Source organism: Cupriavidus sp. KB_39 (genome assembly GCF_052114485.1).
Lineage (GTDB): Bacteria > Pseudomonadota > Gammaproteobacteria > Burkholderiales > Burkholderiaceae > Cupriavidus.
On record NZ_JBFREV010000003.1, the window covers coordinates 1 to 19,143 of the forward strand.

Below are 19,143 nucleotides of genomic sequence, written 5' to 3' on the forward strand. Positions count from 1 at the left end.
TTCGCCGAACTCGGCTATCCGGACGTCGACTTCAGCAACTGGATCGGCGTGGTGGCCTCGGGCCAGATGCCGGAAGACCTGGCGCGCAAGATCCAGACCGCCGTCGACAAGGCCGCGCAGACCCCCAAGGTCCGCGCCCGCATGGAAGCGCTCGGCTACGAGCCCATCGCCGAACTGCCGCTACCGCAACTGAGCCAGTCCGTGCGCGCCGAGTTCGACCGCAACGCAGGCATCGTGAAGACGTTCAATATCCAGCCTTGATCCAATCCCGCCCGATCCGATCGGGCAATGAGTAAGGCCAGCCTCGCGGCTGGCCTTTTTGCTGCTCTCCTTCCCCGGCCGGGGTCAGCCTTGCGCGGATTCCCGCAGCTGCTTCTTGTTGATCTTGCCGACGCTGGTCTTGGGGATCTCCGCCACGAAGACGATGCGGTCCGCCTCCGGCACGGCGAACTTGCTGAGGCGGTTGCCGGCCACATGGTCCAGCAGGCGCTGGCGGATATCGGCCGCATCCACCGCGTGGCCGGGCTGGCCAACCACGAAGGCCATCGGCCGCTCGCCCCAGCGTGCGTCCTGCACGCCGATCACTGCGCACTCGCGCACGCCGGGCACCTGCGCCACCAGCCCCTCCACCTCGAGCGACGACACCCACTCGCCGCCGGTCTTGATCACGTCCTTGATGCGGTCGACGATGCGGACGCCGCCATCCGCGCCCATCACGGCGATGTCCTGCGTATGCAGGTAGCCGCCGGCCCACAGCGCTTCGGAGGCCTCCGGCTTGCCGTGGTACGACTCGGTCAGGTACGGCGCGCGCAGCACGATCTCGCCCTGATGGCGGCCATCGTGCGGCACGTCGCGCATCTGTTCGTCCACGATGCGGAAGTCGACCATCGCCACCGGTCTCCCCGTGGCGCAGCGCATGGCGATCTCGGCCTCGCGGCTGGCCGGACGGACACCGGGCGCGAGCTGGGCCAGCGCGACGATCGGTCCGGTCTCGGACATGCCGTAGCCCGAGAACACGTCGATGCCGGCATCGAGCGCCGCCGCGCACAGCGCCGGCTGGAGGGCCGAGCCRCCGATGATGACGCGCCAGTCGGACAGGTCCTGCCCGGTTTCGCTGGCGGTCTGCAGCAGCATCTGGAGGATGGTCGGCACGCAGTGCGAGAACGTCACGCCCTCGGACGCACGCAGCGCCAGCAGCTGCGCCGGCACGTAGCGGCCCGGCAGCACCGTCTTCAGCCCCAGCAGGATGGCCACGTACGGGATGCCCCACGCCAGCACGTGGAACATCGGCGTGATCGGCATGTACACGTCCTCCCGATGCAGGCGCTGGCCCGTACGCGGTGAGCACAGCGTGGTGGCCGTGGTYAGCGCGTGCAGCACGATATGACGATGGCTGTACGACACGCCCTTGGGGTCGCCCGTGGTGCCGGTGGTGTAGAACATCGCCGCGCGGGTGTTCTCGTCGAACTCCGCGAACGGGTAGTCCGGCGAGGCCGCCGCGAGCAGCGCCTCGTACTCGCCGTCGAGCGGCAGCGTGGTGGCCGGCGCCGGCTCGCCATCGGCCATCAGCACGAAGCGCTTGACGCCGGTTAGCTGGTCGCGGATCTCCTCGAGCARCGGCAGGAAGTCACGGTGCACGAGCACGATCTCGGCCTGCGAGTCGTTGAGCGTGTACAGGATCTGCGCCGGCGAAAGCCGCACGTTCACGGTGAACAGCGTGGCGCCCATCATCGGCACGCCGAAATAGCATTCCAGGTAGCGGTGGCTGTCCCAGTCCATCACGGCCACGGTGCTGCCGTGGCGGGCACCCAGCGCGCCCAGCGCCGAGGCCAGCTGGCCGATGCGGCCGCGGAACGCCCGGTAGGTGTAGCGCGTGGTGCCCTGGTAGGTGATCTCCTGCTCCGGRCTCAGGCTCAGCGCGTTGACGAGCAACTGGCTGACCAGCAGCGGGTAGGCGTAGGCCGARGGGGTGGAGACGATGCGGGCATCGGTCTTGAAATCTGTCATGTGAGGCATCTCGCGGTCAGTCAGTAAGGCACGTCACCGACGATGCCGGCGCGCTCCATCTTGCGCACGGTAGGCGCGTARTCCTGCACGGCGTAGTGCTGCGTGCAGCGGTTGTCCCAGATCGCCACGCTGTTGCGCGTCCAGCGCCAGCGCACCTGGAACTCGGGAACCTCGGCCTGCGCGCACAGGTATTGCAGCAGGTTGCCCGAGCCGGGCATGAAGTCCTTGCCGAAGCGGACGGTGTCGCCCCGGTGGTAGTTGGCGAAGTGCGAGGTGAAGGCGTTGACGAACAGCACGGGCTCGCTGGTTTCCGGGTGGATGCGCACCACCGGGTGCTCCACCATCGGGAACTGGGCCGCCAGGGCGGCGCGCTTCTCCGGCGGCATATTGGCGCCGAAGGTGTGCTCGATGCTGTGCTTGGCGCGCAGGCCGTGAATGCGGATCTTGATGTCGTCCGGCAGCCGGCGGTACGCCTCGGCCATGTTCACCCAGATCGTGTCGCCGCCCACGGGCGGGGTTTCCACGCAGCGCAGCACGCAGCCCATCGGCGGCGCSGCGCGCCAGGTGGCGTCGCAGTGGAACGAGTTCTCGTAGTGCTCCACCTTGCTGTCGGGCGACTTGTAGATGCGCACCAGGCCGGGGTGCTCCGGGTCGCTGCCGACCACCGGGTGGTCCTCCAGCTCGCCAAAGCGGCGCGCRAAGGCCACGTGCTCGGCCCGGGTGATGTCCTGGTCGCGCAGGAACAGCACCTTGTGCTGGAGCAGCGCCGACTTGATCTCGGCAAACAGGCCGGCATCGCGCGACGCCTCGCCCAGGTTGACGCCGGACAGTTCGGCGCCGATATGGCAGGTCAGGGGTTCCACTCGCATGGCGGTCTCCTTCAAATCACGAAAATCGACGAACCGGTCGTGCGGCGCGACTCGAGGTCGCGGTGCGCCTGCACGGCATCTTCGAGGGCATAGGTCTGGTGGATCTCGATGCCGATGCGGCCGGCGCCGACGTGGTCGAACAGTTCGCCCGCCAGCTCCGCCTTCTCGGCCGGATCGGCGATGTAGTCGGCCAGCGCCGGGCGCGTGACGAACAGCGAGCCCTTCATCGCCAGCAGCACCGGGTCGAACGGCGGGATCGGGCCGGAAGCCGTGCCGACGCAGACCAGCGTGCCGCGCCGACGCAGCGAGTCCAGCGAGGACATGAAGGTGGTCTTGCCGACGCTGTCGAACACCACGTCCACGCCCTGCCCGTCGGTCAGCTCGCGTACGCGCTGGGCCACATCCTCATGGCTGTAGTTGATGGTGTAGTCGCAGCCATGGGCGGCGGCGATGGCGGCCTTGGCATCGGTGGACACCGTGCCGATCACCGTCAGSCCGAGCAGCTTGGCCCACTGCGAGACGATCAAGCCCACGCCGCCAGCGGCTGCGTGCAGCAGGATGGTGTTGCCCGGCCGGAACGCGTGGATGCGGCGCATCAGGTAGGCGGCGGTCAGGCCGCGCATGGTCATCGCGGCSGCGGTCTCGAAGCCRATCGACTCGGGCAGCCGGATCAGCGGCGCCGCCGGCATGATGCGCTCGCTGCTGTACGCGCCGAGCGTGTTCAGGAAGCCGGTGTAGGTCACGCGGTCGCCCACGGCGACGTTGCGCACGCCCTCGCCCACGGCCTGGATCACGCCAGCCGCTTCCACGCCCATGCCGGACGGCAGCGGCACCGGATACGTGCCGTTGCGGAAGTAGGTATCGGCGTAGTTCAGGCCGACAGCCACGTGCCGGATGCGGACCTGGCCCGGGCCGGGATCGCCCACTTCCACCTCTTCCAGCCGCAGTACCTCGGGGCCACCCGTTTCCATCATGCGTACGATTCTTGCCATGCCAACTCTCCTGTCAGGCGGAGCGGCACACCTTGCGCCGCGTTGAGCCCAAATGTAGGCCCGGGGGGTCGCGGCACGCGTGACAATTCCTTCCATCGACTTTGCAATTCGCGCCACCCGCGCCTATCATCGGCGCACGGATGCCCGGGATCACACCGGGCACACAGCCAGGGGGAGACGGCTTGGATACACGGATACGCGCCGCGGCGCTTACCAATTTCTTYGAAGTGGCGGAGGCGCGCGGGCTCAATGTGCAGCCCCTGCTGCGCCAGGCCGGCCTCAAGCGCACCCTGCTGGCCGATCCGGACTTCCGTGTGCCGATGGCCGCCTGCGTGACGCTGCTCGAGGACGCGGCGGCAGCCAGCGGCTGCGACAACTTCGCGCTGCGCATGGCCGAGTCGCGCCAGCTGGCGGACTTCGGCGTCATCAGCCTGCTGATCGCCCACCAGCCCAACCTGCGCGCGGCGCTGGCCACCATCATCCGCTACCGCCATCTGGTCAACGAATCCGTGGCGATGCTGCTCGAAGACGCCGGCAGCTCGGTCATCATCCGCGTGGAAGTGGTGGGCGAGGCGCCCTCGCGCCAGGCCGGCGAACTGGCGATGGGCGTGGTCTTCCGCCTCTGCAACGCGCTGCTTGGCGCACGCTGGCAGCCGCTGCGCGTGTGCTTCACGCACCCGGCGCCTGCCGACGAGAGCGTGCACCGGCGACTGTTCCGCTGCGGGCTGGCCTTCAACGACGAGTACAACGGCATCGTCTGCCGCGCCGTCGACCTCGACGTGCCGAATCCGGGCGCCGATCCGGCCATGGCGCGCCACGCCCAGCGCGTGGTGGAGGCGCTGCCCCGGCCCGCCGCGCCGACCGTCGCCCATGAGGTACGCGGCGCCATCGCCCTGCTGTTGCCGATGGGCCGCGCCACCGGTGCTTCCGTCGCCCAAGGGCTCGGCATGAGCCTGCGCACGCTGCAGCGCGCGCTCGGCGACGAAGGCGCGAGCTTCCACGACATCCTGCACGCGGTGCGGCGCGAGCAGGCCCCGCGCCATGTGGAGAACCCCCGGGTGCCGCTGGCGCAGGTGGCGGTGCTGCTCGGCTACGGCTCACCGAGCACGTTCACGCGCTGGTTCACGGGGGAGTTCGGCATGGCGCCCTCGGCATGGCGCGCGCAGGCCGCCACGCGGGTGCCGGGGCCGCCTGACGAGACGGCTTACGACGACGAAGCCGCCGGCGACGAAGTTTCCGGCGACTGAAACCGGACCAGCGCCTGTTCGAGCGTGGCGAACATCCGGTGCGCGCCCAGCGCGTCGGCCAGCGCGGCGCGGCGCACCATCGCCAGCACCTCGGGGTTCAGCCCGGCCAGCCACAGCGACACGCCCTGCTCCCCCAGCGCGCGCTCGGCCTCGATCAGCATCTTGAGCGCCGTGTATTCGAGATCGATCACACCGGARAGGTCGAGCAGCACCACGCGCGGCATRTCCTCCGTCACGTGCTGGCGCATGCGCTGACCCARCCGCCGCGCATTGGCGAAGAACACGCGCCCTTCGGGCCGCAGGATCAGCAGCCCGGCGAAGACCTCGTCACCGGCATGCTCCGGCGAGAGCGGCCGGAACACATTGGTGCCGCGCTTGCGGGCCAGCACGTACAGCGGCGGGTCGGCCGCCTGGTAGGCCAGCGCCAGCAGCGACACGATGATCGCCACGAGAATGCCCTGCAGCGTGCCCAGCCCCACCACGCCAGCCATGGCGACGAGCGCCCACACGAACTCCATGCGCCGAATCTTGCGGATGGCGCGGAACTCGGCCGGATCGATCAGCCCGATCGAATAGACGATRACCACGGCGGCCAGCGTGGCATTGGGCATCAGGCCGATCACCGGCGCCAGCAGCAGCATGGTGCCGAGCGCGGCGCCGGCCGTGACCAGCGCGGCGAGTTGCGAGCGTGCCCCGGCGCGCTGGTTCACGGCGGTCTGGCTGGTGCCGCCACCGGCCACCATCGCCCCGAGCAGGGCACCGCCGGCATTGGCGAGCCCCGTGGCCAGCAGTTCGCGGTTCGGCTGCGGCGGCGGCTCGCGCTCGTGCGCAAAAGCCCGGCCAGCGGCGATGGTCTCGGTGAAGCTCATCAGCGCGATGCCGAGCGCGGACGGCCACAGCGTGGCCACCATCGACAGGTCCGGCAGCATCACCGCCGGCAGCCCCGTGGGCACCCGCCCGACGATCTCCACGCCGCGCGCCGGCAGGTCCAGCAGCGCCACGGCCGCCACRCCGAGCGCCACCGCAATCAGCGGCGCCGGCGCCCGGGGCAGGCGCCAGACCATGAACGCCAGCAGGGCGAGGGTGACGAGCGCAATCGCCAACGTCGGCATCGACGCATGCGGCGCGCCCTGCACGTCGCCCACACGTTGTGCGGGAACGACCCCTTGGCGAAATGGATGCCGAGCAGCTTGGGAATCTGGTCGACCACAATGACGATGCCGATGCCGGCCTTGAAGCCCACCAACACCGGCTCCGAGATGAAGTCCGCGACGAAGCCGAGCCGCAGCGCGCACGCGGYCCCCAGCACCAGCCCCACCAGCAGGGCCAGCGTGGCCGAGGCCACCAGCAGGTTTGCCGAAGGATCGGCGGCAGCCACCTGCGCCAGCGCCGCGCCGGCCAGGATCGCCAGCGTGGTAGTGGTGCTCACGCTGAGCAGCCGCGAGGTGCCGAGCAGCGCGTAGATCGCCATCGGCACGCAGGCCGTGTACAGACCCACCTGCACCGGCAGCCCGGCGATGGTGGCGTAGGCGAGCGACTTCGGAATGACCACGGCCGCCGCACCCAGGCCCGCGACCACATCGGGCCGCAGCCATTCGCGGCGATAGCCGGCCAGCCAGGCCGGCATCCACCCGTGCAGCGCTCCATCGGCTTTCATGCGCGCCCTCCGCGTGCCAGCGCCCTGGCGGCGCCGGTATCGTCAATATCGTCAGTACCGCGTGGCGATATGGCGGAACGGGTGGTCCGACTCGCGGTAGCCGCCGCGCTTCTGGCGCTCGGGCAGCTTGGGCGGCTTGCGCGCCGGCGCCTGGTACGGAATCCGATCCAGCAGGTCGCTGATGATGTTCAGGCGCGCGCGCCGCTTGTCGTTCGAATCGGCCACGTACCAGGGCGTGTCGGGGGTGTCCGTGGCGGCGAACATGGCGTCGCGCGCACGCGAATAGTCGTACCAGCGGCTGTAGGACTTCAGGTCCATGCCGGTCAGCTTCCAGGTCTTGCGGCCATCATGGATGCGCGCCTGGAGCCGCCGGGTCTGCTCGGCCTGGCTCACTTCGAGCCAGTACTTGATCAGGATCACGCCGGAGGCGACGATGGCGCGCTCCACCAGCGGCACTGAGCGCAGGAAGCTCTCCACGTCGTCCGGCGTGCAGAAACCCATCACGCGCTCCACGCCGGCGCGGTTGTACCAGCTGCGGTCGAAGATGACGATCTCGCCGGCGGCCGGCAGGTGCGGCAGGTAGCGCTGCACGTACATCTGGCTCTTCTCGCGGTCGGTCGGGGCGGGCAGTGCCACCACGCGGAAGATGCGCGGGCTCACGCGCTCGGTCAGCGCCTTGATCGTGCCGCCCTTGCCGGCGCCGTCGCGCCCCTCGAAGACGATGCAGATCTTGCTGCCGCTCTGCACCACCCATTGCTGGAGCTTGACCAGCTCCACATGGAGTTCGCGCAGCGCCGCGAGATAGTCCTTGTTCGACATGCGCGCGCCCGCCTCCGGCGGCGGCGGCGGGGGAGACGGGTACGAGTCCTCCGGCGCGCGGTCCTTGCCCTTCTTCGATGACTTGCTCATGCGCGGCCCTCCTCTGGCAGGGGAGAAACAGGGAGCGTTCCGCTTACAGTGTGGTGGCTTTGCCGGGCGGAGGCAAAGGGAAACAGATTGGCCTTTGGGCCCGCCCCGGTTGCCGCGCGCGGCGCGTGGGGCTAAGGTTCGATTGCGGGCACCGCCGACCCGCCATTCACCCGGTTCCGCCAGGAGGCGCGATCATGGCCCTATTCATGCTGACCAACGTACCGGACGGCACCACCGACGAGGAACTGCTCGCCTTCCTCGGCAAGTACGGCATTCCGGCGCCGGACGAGATCGAGCATATCGAGGGCGACGGCTCGCGCCCCTCGGTCATGCTGACCTTCCACGCAGTGGATGCGGACGCGCTCCAGCTGCTGCGCCCGCGCATCCACGACATGTACTGGAAGAACAAGCGGCTGTCCGTGATGGTGCTGCACGAGCGGTTTACCTGAGCCACCCGCCGTCAGCCATGTCGGACGAACTCCACTAGCCAGCCCCCCGCCGGCTTGCCTATCCTTTCCCTGCGCCGCATCCCCCGTGGATGTTGTCTGCATGCCATGACATTTGACGACTCAGGGAAGACTATGAACCGCTTCACCGCCCCCGCCGCATCGGCCAGCGCGGCCCTTGGCTGCGCGCTGCTGYTCGCCGGCTGCGCCGGTGCCGACATGAACAGCCTGACGCAGGCCGGCGGCAGCCTGTTCACCGCCGCCACGCTCTCCGACATGAGCGTCAAGCARCTCTCCGACCAGTCCTGCGCCGAGATGGACAAGAAGAACACGCTCGCCCCGGCCGACAGCCCCTACACCAAGCGGCTGGCCACGGTCATGAGTGGCCTGCAGAACACCGGCCTGCCGCTGGACGCCAAGGTCTACGTGACCAAGGACGTCAACGCCTGGGCCATGGCCAACGGCTGCGTGCGCGTCTACAGCGGGCTGATGGACATGATGAGCGACGACGAGGTCCGCGGCGTGCTCGGCCACGAGGTCGGCCACGTGGCGCTCGGCCACACCAGGTCGGCCATGCAGGTGGCCTACACCACCGCCGCCGCGCGCGGGCTGCTCGGCGCCACCGGCAACGCCACGCTGACCGCGCTGTCCTCGTCGCAACTGGCCGCCATCGGCGAGCAGTTCGTCAACGCGCAGTTCTCCCAGCGCCAGGAAAGCGCCGCCGACGACTACTCGTTCGACCTGCTGACCAGGAATGGCGCTAACCGCCAGGCGCTGGTCACCGCGTTCCAGAAGATGGCGACGCTCGATGGCGGCCAGTCCAGCATGCTCAGCTCGCACCCGGGCTCGGCCCAGCGCGCCCAGCATATCCAGGAGCGGCTTGCCAGCGGCAAGTAATGATTTGCGACGCCGGCGCCACCCCCGGCGCGGCGTCCGATTCGTCACATTCCTCCAATGCGTTTAATACGCATCCAAAACAATTCAGTACGGGCTGAATAACGCCACGCGGATAATCCTTCACGTCTGCCGCCSCCGGCAGGCGTCCGACGAGGAGCCCCCGCCGCGCCATGGATTTCACCCGCCCTCCCAGTTCGCCTCCCGCTGCGTCACACACCCCCYGCCGTTCCCCGTCAAAACTTTGACCCTGTGTCGCGTTTCAGGAGGTCCCATGGATTGGTTGCAYACCATCTTCCAGAAATCACCCGAGTCGGCGCTGTTCCTGTCGCTGGCGGTCGGGTACGCCATCGGCAAGATCACRTTCGGCAAGTTCCAGCTRGGTGGCGTGGCCGGCTCATTGCTGGCGGCCGTGATCATCAGCCAGGTGGGCGTGGAGATCGACAACGGCGTGAAGGCCGTGATGTTCGCGGTCTTCATCTACGCGGTGGGCTATGAAAGCGGCCCGCAGTTCTTCAACTCGCTGAACCGCAGTTCGCTGCGGGAAATCGCCATGGCGGTGTTCATGGCCGTGGCGGGGCTGGTCACGGTGGTGGTGCTGGCCAAGATCTTCCACCTCGACAAGGGCATCGCGGCGGGGCTGGCGGCGGGCGGCATGACCCAGTCGGCCATCATCGGCACGGCCGGGGACGCCATCACCAAGCTCGGCCTGCCGCCGGACCAGGTGAAGATCATGCAGGCCAACGTGGCGATAGGCTACGCGGTGACCTATGTGTTCGGCTCGCTCGGCGCGATCATCGTCTGCGTGAACATCCTGCCCCGCTTCATGGGCAGCGACCTGAAGACTGACTCGAAGAAGGTGGAGGCGTCCATGCACGGCGGCCTGCCGCAGTTCGGGCCGGGCCAGGCCGGCGCGCTGCCCCGGCTGGTGGGCCGGCTGTTCCGCGTGGGCGGGGCGGCGGGCAAGACCGTGGCCCAGATCGAGATGGGCGGCGAGGACCTCGTCACGGTGGAGAAGATCCAGCGCGGCGGCAAGGCGCTCGAGTTCAAGCAGGACACGGTGCTGAACGAGGGCGACGTCGTGCTGCTGGTGGGCCGWCGCGACGCCATGGTGCCCACGGCGCTCCAGATCGGCGAGGAAATTGCCGAYGCGGAAGGCATGGGCATGGTCATGCAGACYCGCCGCGCGGTGTTCACGGCCACCGGCATGAACAACAAGCCGCTGGGCGAGATCGTGGCCGGCGTGGAGCGCGAGATGCGGCACGGCGTGTACCTGGAACGCATCGAGCGCTACGACCACGCGCTGCCGATCCTGCCCGACCTGAAGCTCCAGCACGGCGACATCATCACCTTCTACGGCACCCCGGCGGACACCAGGCGCGCCGCCGAGCGCGCCGGCTACGAGCTGGTGCCGAGCGAGAAGACCGATTTCGTCTACTTCGGCACCGGCGTGCTGGTGGGCCTGCTGATCGGCCTGCTGGTAGTGCGCATCGGCGATATCCCGCTTACGCTGGGCTCGGGCGGCGGCGCGCTGCTGTCCGGCCTGGTGTTCGGCTGGGCGCGGTCCAAGCATCCGATGTACGGCGCCATGCCGACGGCCGCGTGCCAGCTGCTGAAGGACTTCGGCCTGGCCGCCTTCGTGGCCATCGTCGGCATCAACTCGGGCCTGCAGGCCGTGCACACGCTGCGCGACAGTGGCGTGACCATCTTCCTGCTCGGCGCCGTGGTCACCCTGCTGCCGCTGTTCCTGACCATGCTGTTCGGCCGCTACGTGCTGCGCTACGACAACGCCGCGCTGCTGGCCGGCGCGCTGTCTGGCTCGCGCAGCGCCAACCCCGCCTTCGGCGGCATCCTCGACAAGGCGGAAAGCCCGGTGCCCACCGTGCCGTTCGCCATCACCTACGCGCTGGCCAACGTGCTGCTGACCCTGCTGGGTCCGCTCGTGGTCGGACTGGTCTGATTTCCTGAAGGAGCGATTGATGAGCAAACCGGATCTTGCAAAACTCTCCAGCCTGTCGCCGTTCGAACTCAAGGACGAACTGATCCAGCTGGCCAGCGGCGACGCCAACCGCCTGATGCTCAACGCCGGGCGCGGCAATCCGAACTTCCTGGCCACCGTGCCACGCCATGGCTTCTGGCAGCTTGGGCTGTTCGCGATGCGCGAGTCGGAGCGGTCGTTCTCGTACATGCCCGAGGGCGTGGGCGGCTTTCCGCGGCGGGATGGCATCGAGGAGCGTTTCGACCTCTTCGCCCGSGAATTCGAGAACGTGCCCGGCGTGAAGTTTCTGGCCGGCGCGGTGTCCTACGTGCGCGACCAGCTCGGCCTGAACGCCGGGGATTTCCTGTACGAGATGTGCGAAGGCATCCTGGCCTGCAACTACCCGGTGCCGGACCGCATGCTGAAGCTGTCCGAGGTCGTCGTCGGCCAGTACATCCGCAAGGAGATGATCGGCGACCATCCGTTCATCGGCGAGTTCGACCTGTTCGCGGTGGAAGGCGGCACGGCCGCCATGACCTACCTGTTCAACTCGTTCCGCGAGAACCACCTGATCAAGGCCGGCGACACCATCGCGCTGGGCATGCCGATCTTCACGCCCTATATCGAGATCCCCGAGCTGAACGACTACCAGCTCGTGGAGCTGATGGTCGATGCCGACCCGAAGGCGGGCTGGCAGTACTCCAAGCAGGAGTTGGACAAGCTGCGCGACCCCAAGGTCAAGGCCTTCTTCCTGGTCAACCCGAGCAACCCGCCGTCCGTGCGGATGAGCGACGAGAGCCTGGAGTACCTGGCCTCCATCGTCGAATCCCGCCCGGACCTGATCATCCTCACCGATGACGTGTACGGCACGTTTGCCGATAACTTCGTCTCGCTGTTCGCGCTCTGCCCGCGCAACACCATCCTGGTGTACTCGTTCTCGAAGTATTTCGGCGCCACAGGCTGGCGGCTGGGCGTGATTGCCACGCACCGCGAGAACATCTTCGACGAGCAGCTGGCCAAGCTGCCGGAGGCGCAGCGCAAGGCACTGCACAAGCGCTACAACTCCATCACCACCACGCCGGACCAGCTCAAGTTCATCGACCGCATCGTGGCGGACAGCCGTACCGTGGCCCTGAACCACACGGCAGGGCTCTCCACGCCGCAGCAGGTGCAGATGGTGCTGTTCTCGCTGTTCTCGCTGATGGACACGCCGGACGCCTACAAGCAGGCGATGAAGCGGCTGATCCGCAACCGCAAGGCCGCCCTGTTCCGCGAGATCGGCATCGCGCCGGAGAACGCGGACGACCCGAATGCGGTGGATTACTACACCCTGCTCGACATCGAGCAACTGGGCGGCAAGGCCATCGGGCCGGAGTTCGTGAAGTGGGTGCTGGGCTCGGCCGAGCCGGTGGAACTGCTGTTCCGCCTGGCCGARGAAGCCGGCGTGGTCCTGCTGCCSGGCCGGGGCTTCGGCACGCAGCAYCCGTCCGGCCGGGTGTCGCTGGCGAACCTGAACGAGTCCGACTACGTGAAGATCGGCCGCTCGATCCGGAAACTGTTCGAGGAATATGTCGAACGGTACAACGAGGCGACCGGCAACAAGGCCGATGCGAAGGTGACGAAGAAGTAAGCGGCGGGGCAGGTTGAACCGCCTGCCCTCTCCCCCGCCCCTCTCCCGAAGGGCGAGGGGAGAAAACCGTCGGCATTCAAGCGCCGCTGGCGCCCAATTACTCGCGCAGCGCTCCGCAGCATCGATTCGGGCACCCCGGCCCAAATTCGATGGCGACAGAGGAATCGGTGGCGCCGCTGTAGTCCCGCCCTGTCGGATTCAGGCGCACCGTCGCCCCGCCGTAGACGATGGTCTTCGGCTCCTCGCCCATGCTGACAAGGAAATCCTTTATCCAGTCGGCGCGCCGCTCCGCAATGGCCTCGGATGCTCCCCGTTCCTTTACATAGCTCACCAGGATGWACAGATCGCGTTTTGGGTAGCTGCGCTGCAGCTCCGCAACCCAGGCACCTAGCCTGCCAGCCTCCGCACCGGCTAACTGATCGGCCTCGGTGGAAAACCTCGCGTTGAACTGCTCGCCCGGCTTGCATGCCATTGCGATGGCGCTACCGCATACCAACGCCAAAGCTATCAGGGATCGGGCCATGTACGACAACATACCCCGCCACGTTGTCTGCGTTCGTGATGCATGCGGGATGCCTGGCGCGCGCAAGCGCGATGGCATTCCAGAGGAAATAGTGATGATCCTCCGTATCCATGGTGTCGTGGAAATGTGAGACCTCATGTGCCAAGGTGAGGAGTTGAGAGTCTTTGCGGTCATGGTCATCCGGCATCTCGCAGAAATTCAATGCTATGGCAATCGTATGGGTCTTGACGTCCGGTTTGCAAACAGCCGCAACGACGCCGCGCTTTTCTGCGTCCGGCTTGGAAACACAGCCAACAAACTCAAGCGCCGAAGGCGAGTACCGTACGAAATTGGCCGGCCGCAAGCGCCTGAATACGGCCAGCATCCGGCCCAACCCACTGCTCAGCGTCTCGCGTGTCCGGCTATCCGTAACGCCAAACCACGTTTGAACATTGCGTCTGGCTTCGGCATCCCAGCGGCGCAATTCCGCCAGTCGTGCCTCGGTGCGAGCCACGAGAATCGCGCATAGATCCATCGCGAGCGCGGCGAAGGCGTCATTGGTCATGTTCGGGCAGATCAGCGTGGGATGATCTGCCAGCGCCGTCGCGGTGTCCCTATGGCTGGCTTTGTGACGGCTTGCATCTACCCATTGCGAAGGAGACAGGACCGTCGGCGCGGTAGCACCAGTATTCCCGCTGACCACCTCAGTGGACATCGTGCGTTGCGAGGCAAAAACACGCGGCTTCTCCTTGCATTGACAGAAGACCCGGGCGCCCTCGACGAGCACGGCTTTTCCGTTCTCGTACCATCGCGGGTCGCAGTCGTTATAGACGGGACCGCCAGCCTTGCAGGCGGGGCAGCTCGCATAGTCTCCTTCCAACGCAATGCGCTTCCCCATATTGGTCGACGTGCTGCTGGCGGACTGATAACCGCCTGTTCCAGTCTTGTCACCTTCCCCGATCAAGTAACGCGTATCGGCCGATGTCATGATGGGCACGCCTCCTCATTCTGGGCGTCGAAGAACACGCCGATGGGGACGAAATGCCATGCGCCGGCTTCCGGATCATAAATCGCGCACTGGTTCGCCTTGTGCGACAGATCCACGGTGCCTTCCATGCAAGCAATGGCGCGCCCGACGGCCTGCGCCCTTGCCGGGTGAGGCAGGCTCAGGAACGGCGCGTGGGATTCCGCGTGCGCGAAGAGTCCTGCAGCGTCTCGAAGGCTTTGATATCCCTTGAGGTCATGATCCGTGAGGTTGATATCGACGGCACTGACGTTGTGGGAATCAATGTCCCAGGATTGTTCCGCCGAGAGCGTCACGATACTGCCCGCACGCCGTCTGACGAGTCGCCCGTCGTGAGCCCCGAAACCGCAATGAAGGGAAATATGGAGTTTGCCGCCGTTGGTGTGGATCAGTTCGCGCGGGTCGAAACGAGCGGCGTGCACGACGTGATACGGCTCGCCGGGTTGCGAGATGTATGCCGCAGACAGATAGGCATCGAACGGCGACAGAAAAACCGTCAGGGCATTGCCAGGACGCCCATGATAGGTCTCGTCGATGGCCTCGCAGGAGGCCCGGACGAAGTCCGGTTGAGCGCGCTGCGGGCAGTACGTGACGAGCACGTAGAGAGGTGGATCCGTATGCAGGATGTGCCCGCATGGCCTTGCATTCGGCGCGTCGTTTTGCTTCACCTTACGTCTCCCTTCCTGGCAAAAGCCAAAAGGCTGACGCAATGCGATCACCAACGTCTATAGCAATTCTCTTGAATGCGACGCGATCAATGAAATCGCTCGGGGCCACTTCCTAATTGCAATGGGAATGCAATTGTCCCCGAGCAATAGCGGCCTGAGTCAGGCGCCCTTCCCCCAACAGCGGAAGAGGGTCAGCGCCTCAAACCCTCAGCGCGCTTCCACAAACCCCAGCACCGTCTCCAGCATCTGCCGGATGGCCGGCTGGATGGCGCCGGCCTTCGAYGGGTCGTAGGCGAACGGGTAGACCTCTTCCATGTACGACGACTGCGTCAGCTCGAGCTGGATCGCGTGCACGCCGTTGGCCGGGTTGCCGTACTGGCGCGTGATGTAGCCACCCTTGAAGCGGCCATTGAGCACGGCGGTGTGCGCCGGCACCGCGCTGGCAATCGCCAGCACATCGTCCGCCAGGCCCTTGTCGCAGCTCGCGCCATCCGCCGAACCGAGGTTGAAGTCGGTCAGCTTGCCGTCGAAGAAGCGCGGCAGCACCGAGCGGATCGAGTGGGCGTCCCACAGCGCGATGGTGCCGTGTTCGGCCTTCAGGCGCTTCAGTTCTTCCTGCAGGGCGGCGTGGTACGGATGCCAGATCGCGTCGCGGCGCTGGGCGATCTCGGCGTCGTCCGGGCCCTTCGATCCATCGGCGTAGACCGGCGTCTTGTCGAAGGTGTCGACCGGGCACAGGCCCGTGGTGTCCTGGCCCGGGTACAGGTTGGCGTTATCGGGCGGGCGGTTCAGGTCCACCACGTAGCGCGAATGGGTGGCCATCAGCACGGAGGCGCCYAGCTCGCGCGCGAATTCATAGAGCCGGTCCATGTGCCAGTCGGTATCGGGCACGGTGCGCGCCTCGGCCGTGAGGCGGGCGGCCAGCGGCGCGGGCAGGTACGTGCCGACGTGCGGCATCGACACCAGCAGCGGGCGCGTGCCGCGATGCAGGGTGAAAGCGGGGGTATCGGTGGTGAAGGACATCGTGATGTAGGGGGCTGCTTCAGGAGATCAGTCGGCCAGCAGGCCGGCGCGCGTGGCGGCGAACAACCGGGCCGCTTCCGTTTGTTGCGGATGCGAACCCTGCTGCACCCGGCGGATGCCGGCGGTGCGGACTTCCGCTAGTGTCTCATGCCCGTGGCTGGCGAACACGTGGGTCGCCAGCGCGCGCGGGCCGTCCAGCCCCGCCAGCGTGGCGTGGGCGCCGTCCAGCACGAGGAAATCGGCCTGCTGGCCCACCGCCAGCCCGGCCACGTTACGCGCCGCCGCGCGGGCGCCGCCGGCCACGGCTTCGAGCCAGAGCCGGTCCGCCACCTGGGCATGCTGCGCCGAAGCCAGCACATTGCGCCGTTGCAGGCCCAGCCGCTGGCCGTATTCGAAGGTTCGTAGTTCTTCAGCCACACTCACGCTCGCGTGGCTGTCCGAACCGATGCCCCACGCGCCCTGCTGGGCGAGGTAGGGCGCGGCATCGAACACGCCATCGCCGAGGTTGGCCTCGGTGGTCGGGCAGATGCCGGCCACCGCGCCGCTGTGGGCCAGCCGCCGGCGCTCGTCCCAATCCATATGCGTGGCGTGGATCAGGCACCAGCGCGCATCGACGGGCGCGTGATCGAGCAGCCACTCCACCGGCCGCACGCCGCACCACGCGAGGCAGTCATCGACCTCCTTCTGTTGTTCGGCGATATGGATGTGCACCGGCGCGGTGGCGTCCATCGCATGCAGCCCGGCCACGGCGCGCGCCAGGCTCTCCGGCGGCACCGCGCGCAGCGAGTGCGGCGCCAGCCCGAGCCGCGCGCCGTGCTCGGCGCAGGCCGGGGCGAGGTCGGCGAGCAGCGCCAGCATGGCATCGGTGTCGTGCAGGAAGCGCCGCTGGTCCGCCTGCGCCGGCTTGCCGCCGAAACCGGCGGTCTGGTACAGCACCGGCAGCAGCGTCATGCCGATGCCGGCCCGGTGCGCCGCGCGCAGCAGCCGCAGCGACATCTCGGCGGGCGTGGCGTACGGCTGGCCCTCCGGATCATGATGGACGTAATGGAATTCGCAGACGCTGGTATAGCCGGCGCGCAGCATCTCTATATAGAGCTGGGTGGCGATGGCCTCCAGCGCGTCCGGCGAGAGCCGCAGCGCGAAGCGGTACATCAGCGTGCGCCAGCTCCAGAACGAGTCGCCGCCGGCCGGGTCTTCGTCCGCCGTGATGCTGCGGTACTCGGTCAGCCCGGCAAAGCCGCGCTGGAATGCGTGCGAGTGGAGGTTGGGCATGCCCGGCAGCACCGGGCCCGCCGCGTGTTCGTCCCCCGGGGCGGCGGTGGCGTCGGGCGTGACCTCGGTCAGCCTGCCCTGCGCGTCCCAGCCCAGGCGGACGTTGCGCGCCCAGCCTTCGGGCAGCAGGGCGGACGGTGCGAAGAGATGGCCCGCGCTCATGGCGTGCCCCCCACGCTAGCCCCAGTCGGATAGATMCGTCCCTGCCGCACCACTGCCGCGCAGGGATTGCGGCCGAACCAGTAGGCCAGCTCGGCYGGCGTGGCCACCTGCCACAGCACGAAGTCCGCCGCTCGCCCGGCGGCGAGCGTGCCATGCCGGTCCGCCGCGCCCAGCGCGTGCGCCGCGTGGGTGGTCACCCCGGCCAGCACCTCGGGCACRGTCATGCGGAACAGCGTGCAGGCCATGTTCATCATCAGCAGCAGCGAGGTGGTCGGCGAGGTGCCCGGGTTATGGTCGGTCGCCAGCGCAATCCGCACGCCGTGCTCGCGCAGCAGCGCCAGCGGCGGCAGGTGGGTRTCGCGCAGGAAGTAGTAGGCGCCCGGCAGCAGCACGGCCACGGTGCCGGCGGCGGCCATGGCGCGTACGCCGGCCTCGTCCAGATGTTCGAGATGGTCGGCGGACAGCGCGTGGAAGCTCGCCGCCAGCGCCGCGCCGCCGAGGTTGCTGAGTTGCTCGGCATGGAGCTTGACGGGCAGGCCGTGCCGCGCGGCGGCCTCGAACACGCGCGTGGTCTGCGCGGGCGAGAAGCCGATGCCCTCGCAGAATGCGTCCACGGCATCGACCAGCCCTTCCCCGGCCAGCGCCGGCAGCATGGTGTCGCAGACCAGATCAATATAGTCGTCCGCCCGGCCCACGTACTCGGGTGGCAGCGCGTGCGCACCCAGGAAGGTGGTGTGGACGGTGACGCCGAAGGCCGTGCCGAGCCGGCGCGCCACGCGCAACTGCTTGCGCTCGGCGTCCAGCGAGAGTCCATAGCCGGACTTGATTTCGATGGCGGTCACGCCTTCGGCCAGCAGCGGCTGCAGCCGCGCCGCGGCCTGGGCGAACAGCGTGTCCTCGTCGGCCTCGCGCGTGGCGCGCACCGTGGAGACGATGCCGCCACCGGCCCGGGCAATCTCCTCGTAGCTGGCGCCGGCCAGCCGCATCGCGAACTCGTCGGCGCGCTGGCCGCCATAGACCAGATGGGTATGGCAATCGACCAGACCGGGGGTGATCCAGGCGCCCCCGGCGTCGTGGCGCGGCAGGTGGAGATAACTGTCCGGCAGCGCCGCGTGCGCGCCGATCCAGACGATGCGGCCATCGGCCACGACGATAGCGCCATCGCGGAGCGCCGTGTCCTGCCCGGGCTCGGGCAGCAGGTGGCAGTGGTGCCAGACGCCATCGGCAGACGGCGCGTGGGAAATCGTCATTGRGCAGGCTCCATTTGCAGCAACACGCGCAGGCACAGCGCGGAGATTTCGGCCGGTGCCAGCGCCAGCCGGCCCGGCGCAGCGCCTGCCGACACCAGCAGGCCCTCGCCATCCCGTAGCGTCAGGCCATCGGCACCGCGCCATTCGCCCCGGATCACGAACACCATCACGGCATCGTTGCCGGTTTCCACGTCGAACGGCTGGCGCTGCAGGGTCACGTCGGCGTGGCACACCCCGCGCCGGGACATCACGTTGAAGTCGCGCGTCGGGCCCTCCACCAGCGTGGCGTGCACGGCCGTGTCGCCGGCAAACCCGAACGGCTCGCCGATGGCCGTGAGCCGGTGGCAGAACGAGTCGTCGTGGGCCTGCAGATGCACGCCGGCGCCGTCCAGCAGCGCGATCTGGCGGTCAATGCCGGGGAAGGCCGAGAACGGCCCGTCGGCGACGATGTCCGCCACGCTTACGCGCCACGCGAAGGCGTCCATGCCCGCGCCCGGCGGCCACACGGCGATCTCGCGCGTGGTACCGCCGCCGTTCTTCCACGGCGTGGGGGCGATGGCGTCGAGGGCAAACCGCACCACACCCGGCTCCAGTTCCTTCATGCTCGCTTCCA

General features: G+C 68.0%; 19 protein-coding genes. 6 read left to right on the forward strand and 13 right to left on the reverse strand.

The features are described from left to right. Positions 1-261: tripartite tricarboxylate transporter substrate-binding protein (locus AB4Z27_RS02660; RefSeq protein WP_441643867.1), on the forward strand; the 261-nt coding region annotated here is incomplete at its 5' end. An 84-nt stretch (positions 262-345) separates the two neighbouring features. On the opposite strand, the gene AB4Z27_RS02665 is transcribed toward AB4Z27_RS02660, so the two are convergent. From AB4Z27_RS02665 to AB4Z27_RS02675, 3 genes are read right to left on the reverse strand one after another with little or no spacing between them, the layout of a single operon-like run. Next, complete coding sequence (locus tag AB4Z27_RS02665; protein WP_441592345.1) at positions 346-2,007, reverse strand: fatty acid--CoA ligase; 1,662 nt, start codon at positions 2,005-2,007, stop codon at positions 346-348. Positions 2,008-2,027: 20 nt separating this feature from the next. After that, positions 2,028-2,876: a TauD/TfdA dioxygenase family protein gene (locus tag AB4Z27_RS02670; protein ID WP_441643868.1), complete on the reverse strand. Its 849-nt coding sequence runs from the start codon at positions 2,874-2,876 to the stop codon at positions 2,028-2,030. A gap of 11 nt (positions 2,877-2,887) precedes the next feature. Next, positions 2,888-3,868: a quinone oxidoreductase family protein gene (locus AB4Z27_RS02675; protein WP_092300861.1), complete on the reverse strand. Its 981-nt coding sequence runs from the start codon at positions 3,866-3,868 to the stop codon at positions 2,888-2,890. A gap of 182 nt (positions 3,869-4,050) precedes the next feature. Between AB4Z27_RS02675 and AB4Z27_RS02680 the strand changes: the two genes are divergently transcribed. Next, complete coding sequence (locus AB4Z27_RS02680) at positions 4,051-5,115, forward strand: AraC family transcriptional regulator (RefSeq protein ID WP_218158059.1); 1,065 nt, start codon at positions 4,051-4,053, stop codon at positions 5,113-5,115. Here AB4Z27_RS02680 and AB4Z27_RS02685 read toward each other — a convergent pair. Genes AB4Z27_RS02685 through ppk2 form a run of 3 tightly spaced genes read right to left on the reverse strand, consistent with a single transcriptional unit; the run spans position 5,073 to position 7,681 of the window. Beyond that, a complete protein-coding gene (locus AB4Z27_RS02685) occupies positions 5,073-6,227 on the reverse strand; it encodes a SulP family inorganic anion transporter (RefSeq protein ID WP_441643869.1) in 1,155 nt (384 codons plus the stop codon). The genes AB4Z27_RS02680 and AB4Z27_RS02685 overlap by 43 nt on opposite strands. Next, positions 6,143-6,772, reverse strand: a complete 630-nt coding sequence (locus tag AB4Z27_RS02690; RefSeq protein WP_441643870.1) for a SulP family inorganic anion transporter — start codon at positions 6,770-6,772, stop codon at positions 6,143-6,145. Before AB4Z27_RS02690 ends, AB4Z27_RS02685 begins: the two co-directional genes overlap by 85 nt. A gap of 51 nt (positions 6,773-6,823) precedes the next feature. Next, positions 6,824-7,681 (reverse strand): polyphosphate kinase 2, encoded by an 858-nt coding sequence (gene ppk2, locus AB4Z27_RS02695; protein WP_441643871.1) that lies wholly within the window; start codon positions 7,679-7,681, stop codon positions 6,824-6,826. Positions 7,682-7,875: 194 nt separating this feature from the next. Between ppk2 and AB4Z27_RS02700 the strand changes: the two genes are divergently transcribed. The 4 genes from AB4Z27_RS02700 (at position 7,876) to AB4Z27_RS02715 (ending at position 12,629) form a co-directional block, all read left to right on the forward strand. After that, the gene (locus AB4Z27_RS02700; protein WP_092300873.1) at positions 7,876-8,130 is read left to right on the forward strand and encodes an RNA recognition motif domain-containing protein; all 255 of its coding nucleotides are present in this window, start codon (positions 7,876-7,878) and stop codon (positions 8,128-8,130) included. Between the two features lie 132 nt (positions 8,131-8,262). Further along, complete coding sequence (locus AB4Z27_RS02705) at positions 8,263-9,024, forward strand: M48 family metallopeptidase (protein WP_441643872.1); 762 nt, start codon at positions 8,263-8,265, stop codon at positions 9,022-9,024. Positions 9,025-9,295: 271 nt separating this feature from the next. Next, positions 9,296-10,981, forward strand: coding sequence for an aspartate-alanine antiporter (gene aspT, locus AB4Z27_RS02710; protein ID WP_092300879.1), 1,686 nt, complete (start codon positions 9,296-9,298; stop codon positions 10,979-10,981). 19 nt (positions 10,982-11,000) lie between these two features. Next, positions 11,001-12,629, forward strand: coding sequence for a bifunctional aspartate transaminase/aspartate 4-decarboxylase (locus tag AB4Z27_RS02715; RefSeq protein ID WP_092300882.1), 1,629 nt, complete (start codon positions 11,001-11,003; stop codon positions 12,627-12,629). 97 nt (positions 12,630-12,726) lie between these two features. On the opposite strand, the gene AB4Z27_RS02720 is transcribed toward AB4Z27_RS02715, so the two are convergent. The 7 genes from AB4Z27_RS02720 to AB4Z27_RS02750 form a co-directional block, all read right to left on the reverse strand. Next, the gene (locus AB4Z27_RS02720) at positions 12,727-13,101 is read right to left on the reverse strand and encodes a hypothetical protein (RefSeq protein ID WP_441643873.1); all 375 of its coding nucleotides are present in this window, start codon (positions 13,099-13,101) and stop codon (positions 12,727-12,729) included. A gap of 10 nt (positions 13,102-13,111) precedes the next feature. Continuing rightward, positions 13,112-14,119: a M35 family metallo-endopeptidase gene (locus tag AB4Z27_RS02725; RefSeq protein WP_441643874.1), complete on the reverse strand. Its 1,008-nt coding sequence runs from the start codon at positions 14,117-14,119 to the stop codon at positions 13,112-13,114. Further along, positions 14,116-14,823, reverse strand: a complete 708-nt coding sequence (locus tag AB4Z27_RS02730) for a hypothetical protein (RefSeq protein WP_441592335.1) — start codon at positions 14,821-14,823, stop codon at positions 14,116-14,118. Before AB4Z27_RS02730 ends, AB4Z27_RS02725 begins: the two co-directional genes overlap by 4 nt. Before the next feature lie 207 nt (positions 14,824-15,030). Further along, positions 15,031-15,846: an N-formylglutamate deformylase gene (gene hutG / locus AB4Z27_RS02735; RefSeq protein WP_092300894.1), complete on the reverse strand. Its 816-nt coding sequence runs from the start codon at positions 15,844-15,846 to the stop codon at positions 15,031-15,033. Positions 15,847-15,873: 27 nt separating this feature from the next. Next, positions 15,874-17,280 (reverse strand): formimidoylglutamate deiminase, encoded by a 1,407-nt coding sequence (locus AB4Z27_RS02740; RefSeq protein ID WP_092300897.1) that lies wholly within the window; start codon positions 17,278-17,280, stop codon positions 15,874-15,876. Further along, positions 17,277-18,530 carry an imidazolonepropionase gene (gene hutI / locus AB4Z27_RS02745; protein WP_441643875.1) on the reverse strand — a complete coding sequence of 418 codons (1,254 nt, stop codon included), beginning with the start codon at positions 18,528-18,530 and terminating at the stop codon, positions 17,277-17,279. The genes AB4Z27_RS02740 and hutI overlap by 4 nt, the downstream gene beginning before the upstream one ends. Beyond that, positions 18,527-19,132, reverse strand: coding sequence for a HutD/Ves family protein (locus tag AB4Z27_RS02750; protein WP_441592332.1), 606 nt, complete (start codon positions 19,130-19,132; stop codon positions 18,527-18,529). Before AB4Z27_RS02750 ends, hutI begins: the two co-directional genes overlap by 4 nt. Positions 19,133-19,143: the final 11 nt, after the last annotated feature.